This window comes from uncultured Microbulbifer sp. (assembly GCF_947498635.1).
GTDB lineage: Bacteria > Pseudomonadota > Gammaproteobacteria > Pseudomonadales > Cellvibrionaceae > Microbulbifer > Microbulbifer echini.
The window spans coordinates 1-12,539 of record NZ_CANMKV010000028.1; the positions used below are offsets into that span (position 1 = coordinate 1).

7 protein-coding genes are annotated in these 12,539 nt (G+C 51.6%); 4 read left to right on the top strand and 3 right to left on the bottom strand.

The genetic code is table 11. From position 1 onward, the window contains the following. The first annotated feature begins 1,179 nt into the window (after positions 1-1,179). Complete coding sequence (locus Q1A69_RS14230) at positions 1,180-3,171, top strand: alpha amylase C-terminal domain-containing protein (RefSeq protein WP_299586608.1); 1,992 nt, start codon at positions 1,180-1,182, stop codon at positions 3,169-3,171. A gap of 74 nt (positions 3,172-3,245) precedes the next feature. Here the strand turns inward: Q1A69_RS14230 and Q1A69_RS14235 are convergent, their stop codons facing one another. Both Q1A69_RS14235 and Q1A69_RS14240 read right to left on the bottom strand, forming a co-directional pair. Further along, the gene (locus Q1A69_RS14235) at positions 3,246-5,147 is read right to left on the bottom strand and encodes an alpha-amylase family glycosyl hydrolase (protein ID WP_299586611.1); all 1,902 of its coding nucleotides are present in this window, start codon (positions 5,145-5,147) and stop codon (positions 3,246-3,248) included. A gap of 51 nt (positions 5,148-5,198) precedes the next feature. After that, positions 5,199-7,703: a TIM-barrel domain-containing protein gene (locus Q1A69_RS14240; RefSeq protein ID WP_299586614.1), complete on the bottom strand. Its 2,505-nt coding sequence runs from the start codon at positions 7,701-7,703 to the stop codon at positions 5,199-5,201. A 121-nt stretch (positions 7,704-7,824) separates the two neighbouring features. Here Q1A69_RS14240 and Q1A69_RS14245 point away from each other — a divergent pair, with 121 nt between their 5' ends. Then, positions 7,825-9,330 carry an MFS transporter gene (locus Q1A69_RS14245; protein WP_299586617.1) on the top strand — a complete coding sequence of 502 codons (1,506 nt, stop codon included), beginning with the start codon at positions 7,825-7,827 and terminating at the stop codon, positions 9,328-9,330. A gap of 164 nt (positions 9,331-9,494) precedes the next feature. Continuing rightward, entirely contained in the window at positions 9,495-10,898 is a 1,404-nt protein-coding gene (locus Q1A69_RS14250; protein WP_299586712.1) for an alanine/glycine:cation symporter family protein, read from the top strand. Positions 10,899-10,954: 56 nt separating this feature from the next. Here the strand turns inward: Q1A69_RS14250 and Q1A69_RS14255 are convergent, their stop codons facing one another. After that, positions 10,955-11,401 (bottom strand): L,D-transpeptidase family protein, encoded by a 447-nt coding sequence (locus Q1A69_RS14255; RefSeq protein WP_299586620.1) that lies wholly within the window; start codon positions 11,399-11,401, stop codon positions 10,955-10,957. 945 nt (positions 11,402-12,346) lie between these two features. Here Q1A69_RS14255 and Q1A69_RS14260 point away from each other — a divergent pair. Further along, entirely contained in the window at positions 12,347-12,535 is a 189-nt protein-coding gene (locus tag Q1A69_RS14260) for a hypothetical protein (RefSeq protein ID WP_299586622.1), read from the top strand. Positions 12,536-12,539: the final 4 nt, after the last annotated feature.

The window sequence follows — 12,539 nt, forward strand, 5'->3', positions numbered from 1 at the left end:
GGTTATGCATTTTCTAAAATGCCTCTTATAATTTAAAAGTGGCACCACTCCCGCGCAGCGGGTTTGTACAACATTTATATAGTGGTCATCATGACTACTATTATCCTGATAACTATCCTGGAAGCAATTATACGTCAGCTTCCTCAAAACTTAGTTAAATCAATTGGTTACATAAACTTGGTACGTATGTCACATTTGGGATAGTGGTCATCGTTACGACTATCCCAATATTTTCTTGAAGTTCTATTATGTTGAATTTAATCATCTTTTTTCTTCAACTTCGTCAGATTCAGAAATAACAGTCACGGTGTACAAAAACTCTAGGCCAATTTGGTCACAAACGTGACAGGGGCTGATTTCTTCGGGTAGAGCTGAAACCGTTAGCTTTAAGCGGAATAGGGTCGTCTGGAAAATAGAGAGCAGATAATTTTGAGGGCCGGACTTAACTAGTAGCCAACCCACTTATAGCGCTTGAATCTCGTAGACTTTATGGGGGTAGGGTTGTAGTTACTCCAGCTACCAGGGGCTGAGAATGATCAAGTTAAAGTGATATTGGCTCAAGCCCTGCACAGCTATGTTTAAAGGGGCTCTCCCCTTTCCGTTTCATGGGTTTATCGTAACCAGTGGGCTGTCGTTTAAATTTAAGTGTGTTGTTTTTCTGAACACTAAATCTCTTCACTTGACGCTAAGTTCAAATTTCTGCAGGGAAAGCCACTACGCCCCCCTGAAGGGGGATGTGTGCGTTAGTACCATTTCTTTACCCTGCTACAGGTCATACCCCAGAGAGGGTGGTCCTTTGTTCCGGAGTCACTGGGTTAGAAGCGCGCATTCGGATTAGATATAACAACAATAACTAGGTTTATAGATCTCTCTGGTCGCCTTTCTCTGGCAGTCATTTGCACTCACTAATACAAGGCATCCGCTTGATTAGGGGGAGCTGCTGAGCTGTTGCTGTGGGTGAATAGCGACTTGAATCTGAAGTTAATTGTTGTGGTATTGGCTTCTTTTATTTCCTGTATTGAAGCTTTTCTGACCTTTAGGGGTGCTGTTTCTAAATTAGCGATTCTGGTGCTCAGATTCGGGAAATCTTAATCCTCGATCAACGGCTTGTGTGCTTGCGGGTTAAGAGGCCTGATACTTAAACAATAACAGCGAAAAGATGACTAAGAGAAAGCAATAATGAACAACCCCTTTCCCCTAAAAAGGCTATTGGCCAGTACTGGCCTTGTGCTTGGTACACTATCTAGTGCCAACGTTAATGCCGGTACCGCTTTTGTCCATTTATTTGAGTGGAGCTGGAATGATATTGCCAGCGAGTGTGAGAACTTTCTCGGCCCCAAGGGCTTCGATGCGGTGCAAATATCACCACCCAATGAACATATCAGCCACTCCACCTGGTGGGCTCGCTATCAGCCAGTGACCTATACGAACCTTACCAGCCGCAGTGGCACCGAGCAGGAACTGCAAAGCATGATCAACCGTTGCCACGCAGCGGGTGTGAAAGTTTATGCCGATGCGGTGATTAACCACACAGCGGCCTGGAATGGTGGCGGCACCGGTTGGGGAGGTACCCAGTGGACATTACTGGACCATCCGGAGTTTTCTTCTAACGATTATCACTCCGATTGCACCATCAATAACTACAATGATGCCAATCATGTGTGGAGTTGTCGTTTGAGTGGTTTACCGGATTTGGATACCGGTTCCGGCTATGTGCAAGGGAAACTAGCCGGTTACCTGAATAAATTAAAAGGCATGGGAATTGATGGTTTCCGTATTGATGCGGTCAAGCATATGTCCCCCGGCGATTTGCAGGCCATTGTGAATCAAGCTGGCAATCCCTGGGTTTTCTCTGAGGTTATTGGCGCTGCCGGCGAGGCTTCGGAAATTCAGCCATACAATTATACCTTCCTAGGCCGTGTCACCGAATTCAAGTATGGCACCGATGTGGCTAGTAACTTTAATGGTCAGATTAAAAATCTTGCCACTATTGGTGAGAGCTGGGGGCTGCTCTCCTCTGGCGATGCTGTGCATTTTATCGATAATCACGACCGCGAGCGGGGCCACGGCGGTGGTGGGAATCTAACCTATCACGAAGGGGCCAAATACAATCTGGCCAATGTTTTTATGCTGGCACATCCTTATGGCTATCCCAAGGTAATGTCGGGATATGATTTTTCCGATACCGATATGGGTCCTCCCAGTAATGGTCCCAATAATTGCCAGAACAGTGAGTGGGTCTGTCAACATCGCTGGGGTAATATTGCCAATATGGTGGGCTTCCGTAACTATACCCACGGCACTTCTATGGATAACTGGTGGGACAATGGCAATAACCAGATTGCCTTTGGTCGTGGGAATAAAGGCTTTGTGGTGATCAATAATGAGAGTGACCCCATAAGCCAAATGCTCTACACCGGCTTGCCCGCGGGCGACTACTGCAATGTACTGGCTGGCGATAATGAGTGCGGTGGCGATGTGATTAGCGTAGAGAGCAACGGTTACGCGACCTTTAATGTGCCTGCCAACTCTGCTGCGGCGATCCATGGTGGACAGTTGGCGACACCCTGTAACGATTGCACTGCCCCTGGCTTCCCCAGCCTTTACTTCCGCGGTACTGCCAATAATTGGGCTACTCAGGCGATGACTCGGATAGACGATAATATTTGGCGTACTACGGTGATGTTTGATGGGAGCCATAATCAGCGGTTCAAGTTTGATGTGGGTACTGACTGGAGCGAGAACTACGGGGACAATAACGCCGACGGCATTCTTGAGTCGGGTGGTAACGATATTTACACCAATGTGGTTGGTACTTATATCGTTGAGGTGAACGATAAAACACTCAGCTATACCCTGACCTGCGCAGACTGCGGCGGCCACGCTGCCAATTTTGCCTCATTGTATTTCCGTGGGACACCGAACCATTGGGGCACCGTGCCCATGCAACTGGTATCGGATAATGTTTGGGAAGTTCAGGTCAATTTTGATGGCCAATCCCAACAGCGTTTTAAATTTGATGTTACCGGCGATTGGAGTGAGAACTATGGTGATAACAATGCCGATGATCATCTTGAGCAGGGTGGTTCTGATATTTACACTTCTGTTGTAGGCAGCTACACAGTGCAGGTGAATGATCAGACGATGACGTATCGTTTAATCGCCCAGTAGATAATTAACTGATGTTGAAACAGAAAACCTGGTTGTAAGCCGGGTTTTCTGTATTAGATAGTTACATTCGATGGTCAATGTTCAAGCCTGAAGAGGTGACTCTCAAAGGGAAGCAGGTTGAGTTTTATTCGCCCCAGGCCATTGTGGATAATCAGTTGCTGCTCTGCGCCTCCGATCTGCCCCTTCAATCGATAGCTACCGTCTTTTAGTGCCCACTGCTTAAGTAACTCACTGGGGATAAATAATTCGAACTCGGTGTTCTCTTGATCAAAATTTGCAACGACTAAGAGTTTTTCCGTTTTATCCCAGCGCGCAAAAGCAAATTTTTTTTCCCCATAGCCTGTACCTTGCTTGCGGTTGTAGCTATGCAAGTCCAGATACTCGCCACGCAGGGCCGGGCTCTGTTTGGAGAAGTTGAGCAGACGCTGGTAGAAGCGGCGTAACTCCTTTTCATTTTCTGTTAGCAGAGCGGTGTCAAAAGTGCCCCCATTGTTCCAGCGGCGCACGCTGGGTACTGACCAGTAGTCGAAAATGGTGGTGCGGCTGGCTTTACCAAATCCGGCATTTTCTTTGGCGGGTTCTCCTAACGCCTGGCCAAAGTACACCAGCGTAGGGGCTGGAGAGAGTGCGGCAGACACCAGCATTGCGGGTTTGCCCGCTTCGGGGTTGCCGGCAAATTGTGGGCTGGCAATACGCTGTTCGTCGTGGTTTTCCATAAAGCGCAGCATATGAGAGGAAATATCTACCAGGCTCGCCTGTACCTCTGCGATTTTATCTGTACTGCCCTTGTTCTCTATGACCGCGCGAATCGCATCGTAGGTGCCGACTTTATCGTAGAGGTAATCCATTTTCCCCAGACGCAGGTAATCACGGTAGCGCTCCGGGGTATAGATTTCGGCGAGTAGCAGCGTGTCGGGATTACGTATTTTGATCGAGGAGTTCAAATAACTCCAAAATTCCACGGGGACCATGCCGGCCATATCGTAGCGGAATCCATCTACGCCAAAATCCAGCCAGTAGTGGGCAATATCGCGGAATTTTTTCCAGGTATTCGGTACTTCCTTGTTCGCCCAAAATTGGGCGTGGGCGCGGTAGTCAAGCTCAGCATATTCCTGGGGTAATTCGGAAAAATGATTACTGCCGTCGGGGCGAACGCCAAAATTAATTTTTACCGTCTCATACCAGTCGTGCATGGCCGGTTGAGCGCTGCGTGCACCATTACCGGTCCATTTGGCTGGGCTCTCGGTAAACTGCCCATCGACAAGATCGTTGGCTTCGCCATTAAGAGGTTGGTAGCCTTTCTCCGTAACGGGCACGCGAAAGTCTTCACCCACTGCATAGTAAAAATTGTTGTTGCGGGCGTAGGTGACCAGGGTATTGTCCTCGGCCCCAAAATCCTGCACGCCTTGGGGTTTGTGCAGGGAGTGATAGGCGCGGGCTACATGGTTAGGCACTATATCAATAATTACTTTCAGGCCGGCCTCGTGGCTGCGGGCCACTAGTGCCCGGAACTCCTGCAAGCGCTCTGCGGGATTATCGGCCAGGTCCGGGTTTACGCTGTAGTAATCCTTGATGGCGTAGGGGGAACCGGCGCGGCCCTTGACCACGTCTGGGTCGTCGTGACTGATTCCATATTCGGTATAGTCGCCAACGAGTGCGTGGTGCAGGGCGCCAGTAAACCAGATATGGGTGGCGCCCAGGGCATGAATTTCACTCAGTGCTTTTGGGGTAAAGTCGGAGAACTTACCCACACCATTTTCTTCGAGTGTGCCCCAGGGTTTGTTCGTGCTATTAGTGTTGCCAAACAGACGCGGTAACACCTGGTAGATAACCGCTTTTTCTCCGGCGGTTTCTTGATAGGGTGTTATCTCTTTTGGATTTTTTTCCTGTCCGCAGCCCCCAGCGCTAAATAGAGCAGCGCTCAATAGGGAAGCCGAAAAGAGTTTGGCAATAAACAGGGAATGTAACTTCTTCATGGTTTCCTGGTAACTTTAAATTTCTTAGTCAGTGACAAGCAGGCTGCTGGATTATGGATTTGTGAGCAATAAATCCAGCGGCTCTTTAGACCAGTTAAATTTCACTAGCAGTTGTTGCTTGCGCTCGTGGTACCAGGCCCCACGGTTAGCCTGAGTAAAGTCTTTTTCACTGTCGAAAATAGGCAGGGGTTCGCCGGTAATATCCAGTTGCGATGGTTCCTGCTGCCAGTTGTGAATTTTCAAAGTGACCCTGCGGGATTCCGGCATACCAGTATAACCCTCGCCTTCACGTCTAAAGGTAAAGGTTAAACCCCGCTGTTTGTTTTCAGCGAAAAAATGCAGCTTCTCGTATTGACCTTTTTTAAAGGCCTGCGCGGTAGCACCATCATCCTCATACACATAGCGCTCGGACTTTGCTGCTGATGGGTGGGCATAGTAGTCCAGGGTCAGGTTTTTACTGGAGTAATCACGGCTGCTGTGGATATCGTCAATGGTGGGAATAATGGCGCCGGCCCGCACCAGTACAGGAATGGTTTTCAGGTCAACTTCTACCAGGGTCTGGTCGCCAGAATGTTGTTCATCAGTCCAGTAATCGAACCAGATACCGCCGGGTAGTTTTATCGCGACTTCATTCAGATCTTCCTCTACTACTGGTGCGACGAGGAAATCCATACCCCACAAGTAGGCATCCTTGTAGTCCAGTAGGGACAGGTCACTTTCGTTTTCAAAAAAAAGCGGACGCATCAGCGGCAGGCCGGTCTGGCTGTTTTCGAAGGCGAGGGTGTAGTTGTAGGGCAGCAGGCGATAGCGCAGCTTGACATATTCGCGCAGGATATCGCGGGTGCGGCGATCGTGGAAAACCGGCTCGGAGGCAATATGCTCCTGGGCGTGAGGGCGGTAAACCGGTTGGAATACGCCGTATTGCAACCAGCGAATATAGAGCTCGCGATTGAATTCCTCACCGCCGGCAAAGCCACCGAGGTCTGAATGGGTATAGCCAAAGCCGAGCAGACCCATACTCAGAGCCAGTTCCACCTGAGGTTGCAGACCGCCCCATTCGCGTGCTACGTCGCCGGTCCAGGGGATCATGCCGTAGCGCTGGGAGCCGGCAAAACCGGCGCGCATCATAATAAAGGGGCGGCGCTCCGGTTGTTTTGCGGTTTGGCGTTCGTGCAGTAATTGCGCCCAGGCGTGGCCGAAGGCGTTGTGGATTTCATCGGCCATGCCGATTGCGTGAACGGTATCAGAGGGGTGAACTTCCGGTTCACCCAAATCGCCCCACCAGCCGGCTACTCCCTGTTCCAATAACCCGTCGTAAATATTCCAGAACCAGTCGCGCCCGTCTTCGGAGAAGACATCGATCAGGCCGGTATTGCCAAAATAAAAATCAAAACGCTTCGGTTCTCCGGCCAGGTTTTTGGCCAGGGCATTATTTACTACGGCTTCCTGCCAGCGTTCGGAGGTGGAGAGGACAAAAGGCTCGGTCACCAGGATAGTGTTGATACCACGGGCTTTCAGGTCGGCCATCATCTTCTCTGGCTCGGGGAAGGCTTCTCTATCCCAGGCCAGGTTGCCCATATGGCCTTTGATATCTGGGCCGAACCAGTAGAGGTCTAACACTAGGGCATCGAGGGGGAAGTCTTCTTCAGTAAACTTGTCCACCGTCGCGCGCACTTCGGCCTCACTGTGGTAGCCAAAGCGGGAGGCAAAGTTACCCAGGGCCCAGCGTGGGGGTAGGGGCTGCTTGCCGGTGGTGGTCACATAGTTTTCCAGCAGCTGTGGATAAGTCTCGCCGGCCACCACGATATAGGCGGTGCGCCCGGCCACAGCTTCAAACTGCAGTATGTCCTCTTCACTGGCGCCCAGGTCCAGAGTGCCGGTGGCAGAGTTGTCGAACAGTAGAATGTATTTGTTGCTGGACAATATGGCCGGCAGGGAGAAATACATTTGGTTGGATTCGGTGGTGTAGCCGTAATGAGCGCGGTTATAGAGCGGTAGGCGTTGACCGCGGCGATCCATACCCAGTATCCGCTCGCCACCGCCCAGCAGTTTTTCCTCGGGCGACAGGGCAAAGCGGAAGCCGCGCATCGTTTCGGTGGCGAAGAAGCCGCTCTCCTCGCTCAGGATTTGCTCTGCTCCGCGCAGGTATTCAATGCGGAAGGGGGACTTGTGGATGACAGCACTGAGTGAACCGGTAGTGTAAACCAGCTTATCCCCCTGCTGTTCGAGCTTGGCCTTTGTCTGCTGGGTATTCTGCGGCGCTAGGGCAAAGGAGGGCAATTGCTTCAGGCCTTTGCGACGATAGAGTACCGATAGTGCTGAGGGGCCTACCGGGGTGATAGTGACCTCGCCTTCACTCGTCTGTACAGTTAGTGAGTCTTCGCTCATCGTGTGGTCGCGGTATGTGCGTTGTTCTGAGGCCTGGGCTTGCGTGCTCAGGCAGAGCATGGTGGCAAGGCACAGCAGACGCAGGAGTGGGAATTTTAGGATCATCGCGCAGGACTTCAGTTGCTTGTTTGGGCTTGATGGTTTTGCGGTGGCCCGGCGCGAACGCATGGGCCTGAGTTTATCCTAAAGGGCTGGTTCTGACCCGCATCCCCCCCGTTGGGGGAGGATGTGGGCTGTGGTGGGCGTGTCAGAATGGCAGAATAAGCATAACGAGAGATGCGGTGACCTTATGAGCCAATTAGAGACCAGTACTGTTCAGCAGCCGCGTCTGCCTTTCTGGCAGGTGTGGAATGTCAGTCTTGGCTTTCTCGGCGTGCAGTTCGGCTTTTCCCTGCAAAACGCCAATGCCAGCCGGATCTTGTCCGACTTGGGCGCGGATCTTCACTCCCTCTCCCTGTTTTGGATTGTGGCACCACTGATGGGATTGATCGTGCAGCCTATCGTCGGTTCTGCTTCGGATCGCACCTGGAGCCGTTTCGGCCGCCGCAACCCCTTTATCCTTTTCGGTGCTATCGCTGCAGCCCTGGGCATGGCGTTTATGCCCAACGCCGGGATTGTTGTGGCAATCGTGGCACCTATTATTTTTGGCGGTGTGATGTTGGCGCTGATGGATGCCGCTTTTAATGTCACCATGCAGCCATTTCGCGCGCTGGTGTCCGATATGGTGCCCTCTGAGCAACGTACTTTGGGTTACTCGGTTCAGTCCCTACTGATTAATATCGGCGCCATCTTCGGTTCGATGCTGCCGTTTATCCTTACCAATGTGATTGGTCTGGAGAATACCTCCCGCGCCGGTGAGGTGGCGCCCTCGGTGATTTGGGCCTTTTACATTGGTGCGACGGTACTGTTGGGCAGCGTGCTGTGGACTGTTATGCGCACCAAAGAGTATCCGCCGGAGCAGTACAATGCCTACAAGGGGATTGATACACAGAAACAGCAACAGGAGCGTGAGCGAAAGGGCTCTCTGTTGCAGCGCCTGACTGGTTTTTTCCGTTTGATGCTGAATATGCCGCGGACCATGCGCCAGTTGGCCCTGGTGCAATTCTTCTCCTGGTTCGCTCTGTTTATTATGTGGGTTTACACCACTCCTGCTATCACCCAGCACGTCTGGGGGGTGGAGGCCAAGTGGTTTGACCCTGCGTATCTGGACAGTATCGGTGAGATTCCCGCGCATATTGCTGCGGCTAAAGGTGCCGCTGGTGACTGGGTGGGTATTATCTTTGCGGCCTACTCACTGTTCGCTGCGATTTTTTCCATTGCCCTGGCGCGCTTGGCCCAGGTGATAGGGCGCAAGCTGATCTATGCCCTGTCGCTGGCACTGGGCGGTTTGGGGTATATCAGTTTCCTGCTGTTCCAGGGGGGCGAGCCTACCCAGGTGAACTTGTTGATTACTGAGGTCTCCGTACCCAGCGGTGCCCTGGGTCTGCTGTTGCCAATGGTGGGAGTGGGTATTGCCTGGGCTGCAATTCTGGCGATGCCCTACGCGATTCTGTCCGACGCATTACCGGCGGATAAGACCGGGGTGTATATGGGTATCTTTAACTTCACCATTGCTGCGCCACAGATAATTTCTGCGCTGTTAGCAGGGTTGATCCTGAAGTCCGTTTTCGATAATCAGGCAATTTATATTATTGTACTGGCCGGAGTGAGCATGCTGCTTGGGGCGTTTTCGGTGTTTTTTGTCCGAGAGAGTGCTGAGGCAGAACCCGAGTTAGAGACCGGCACGGTGTTCTGAAAGTAAAACCGGCACCCAGCGTATAAAGCCCCTCTGATAGGGGCTTTTTTATTGCTGCTTATGCTCTTTGAATATTGACCGGCCCTCTAAGAAGTTCGCGCGCTTTGACAGCCCGGTATCCGCCTACCTAGACTGGCGGTCTCTCACAGTGAAAACCAATGCTTATGTCTTTTTTCGATGCCATTGATCGGGCCCTGCAGGCCTTTGCCAGTTTTGTCTGGGGGCCGCCCCTGTTAGTACTGCTGGTTGGCGGGGGCCTGGCGCTGTTGATTTATTCCCGCGGTCGTCCATATCGCCACCTCGGTCATAGTATTGGCTTGTTGAGCGGTCGCTATGATGACCCGAATGATCCGGGCCAGGTCAACCACAGTCAGGCGCTCTCTACCGCGCTCTCCGGCACACTGGGCTTGGGGAATATCGCCGGTGTGGCCATCGCCATTACCGCCGGTGGTCCCGGAGCGATTTTCTGGATGTGGGTCACGGCTCTGGTGGGGGTGGCTACCAAGTTTTATACCGCGACTCTGGCGGTGATGTACCGCGGTCACGATGCCAATGGGGAGCTGCAGGGCGGCCCCATGTATGTGATTCGTGAGGGCTTGGGGAAACGCTGGATGCCGTTGGCGGTGCTGTTTGCGGTAGCGGGGCTCTGTGGCATGTTGCCGGTGTTCCAGTCTAATCAGACAACCCAGCTACTGCGTGAATCTTTTGCCGAGCCTCTGGGCTGGGTGGCTCCGGGCGGCTCATTGGTGTTTGATTTTGCCATTGGCTTATTGATCGCAATCGCCTCCGCGTATGTGATTGCCGGGCGCATCCAGCGCATCGGTAAATTCTCCGCGCGTATAGTGCCGGGAATGGTGTTGTTCTACCTGGTTATGACTTTGATCGTGATAGGCAGTTTTTGGGAGCAGGTACCCGCGGCATTTATGCTGATTTTTACCGATGCGTTCAGTGGACAGGCTATTGCCGGGGGCGCCCTGGGCACAGTGATCACCATTGGCGTGAGCCGGGGTGCATTTTCCAATGAAGCGGGGATTGGTACCGAGTCATTGGCGCACGGTGCGGCGAAAACCCGCGAGCCGGTGCGTGAAGGGGTGGTCGCTATGCTGGGACCCATCGTCGATACCCTATTGATCTGCACCTGTACTGCCCTGGTGATATTACTCACTGGGGCCTGGCAACAGGGTGAGGGCGTGGCAGGAGTGACTTTGACTGCGCAGGCATTTTCTCAGGTGTTCGGTTCAATGGGGCCTATTCTGCTGCTGATTATGGTTTTCCCCCTGGCTTTTAGCACTATCGTTACCTGCTGGTACTACGGCATGAAGTGCTATGTATTTCTTTTCGGTGGCCGCTGGCAGGGGCTGTATACCGGAATTTATATGGTGCTGATTGTGTTGGGTGCAGTGGCCTCTCTGAATGCGGTAAACAGCATCATAATTGGTATGTACGCGGTGATGGCTGTGCCCACCATGATTTCCACTTTACTCCTGGCAAGATACGTTAACCGCGCGGCCCACGATTATTTTACCCGTATGGATATTGCTTCGCGGAATAGGGTTGAGACCTCATAATAAATAAGAAAGGCGGACTGAAAAGTCCGCCTTTCTTTCCGTCACCCCAGTATTCATTAAGGCACCACAGATACCCGCGTTCCGACTCTGGCATGACGATAAAAGACCTTCGCCATATGCCAGGGAATACGGATACAGCCATGAGAGGCTGGGTAGCCGGGCACATAACCGGCGTGCATGGTGACTGGGCCATTAATTCGCATCATATAATCCATGGACGCTCCGCGGAATCGAGACCCCGCAGGCTTGCGGTGGCGGCGTACATCCACATTACTGCGCAGCACATAACCGCGACGGCTCACATAATGACCGTACAGGTTTGAGCGATGGCTGTATTTCTTCTCGGAAATACGGAAATTTCCTGTCGGAGTGCGATGCCCGGCTTTACCGGTAGAAACCGGGGACATACCGGCCAGGCGTCCACCTTTATAGAAGTAGGCCATTTGGTCGCTGAGGTCGATCACTATGCGAGGTGTTCCCTGCACGTGAGCTTTAAACCACATATGTCGACCATACCGAGGTTGTTCCCTTTGGTACCTGCCGTATCGTGAACTCGCCCTTTGATTTCTGCTGTATCTCGAATGTCCCCTGTATTCCCTGTTGTATCTGGAATGTCTGTCATATTGCCCTCCATGGTTCTGTTGAGCGACGTATAGTGGGCCTTGACGGGAGTTGGGGTTGGAGTAATCCACTGCGAAGGCTAATGGAGCAAGGATTGCTGAACCCACTACCATTACTGCAGCGGCGAAAGAAGCCTTTTTGCGCGTATTCCCGTGTCCTAATGGCAGGGATGGTTTCTGTTGTATGGATATAGTTTGATGATTTTGCAGCGAAGGTCGGCTATGCATTACACACCTCTCTAGTGCCAGTGGTCCGTGTAAACAACCGTGAGTTTTGATTTCAACCTTTGCCTGCCGGGTGTAACAATCCTTGTGCACCGAATAAAAGAGGGCACAACGCAGGTTGGATATTTCCCCAAAGCAGATTGCCGTATACTCGGCCTCGGCTGCGGGAAGCGTTAGCAGAGGTTTTCACCAATGCGGGTCCATGGGATGGTAAGGTCGCTGGTGTAGGCCGGTCACATCAAAAAGGAATAAGTGATTTATTGGTTATTAATTTAAAAGCCATCAGGGTAGTTGCTGGTAGGTTGGTAATCTGGTGGTTAGTACCAGCCAGGTTTCCAAATGGAACAATCCGAATAATTCGCCCAGTCTGATGCCTATGCAGCCGATGCCTATCAGCGGAAGTAACCAAGTTAAATCTGCAACCGAAGCCTGTATATATGCGGAGGTCAGAGAATCGTATTTCAGTGCCTGAACTTACAGAAGAACTTTATGTAGTGAAATAGGGAAACTCCATAACAGGGATTAAATGGGCCACCAGGAAATAGTCAATTGCAAGCTTAGGGCCATACCCTTTTAGTTTTTTTACCCAATGAATAAGTAGATATGAAGGATTATTTCGATAAAGGCAGGAAGAGCCTGGTTGAGCTTTCCCGCAAAGTACCCACAGATATCACCAGTAGGTTAAACGTTTTTCAAGAGGTGGTAGCTGGACTGCCGATATTTTCGTCGGCAGAGCGCAGTAATCAATTTGTGCAAAGCTATGATGAAAGACACTATTTTGTTATTCCCTAAAAAC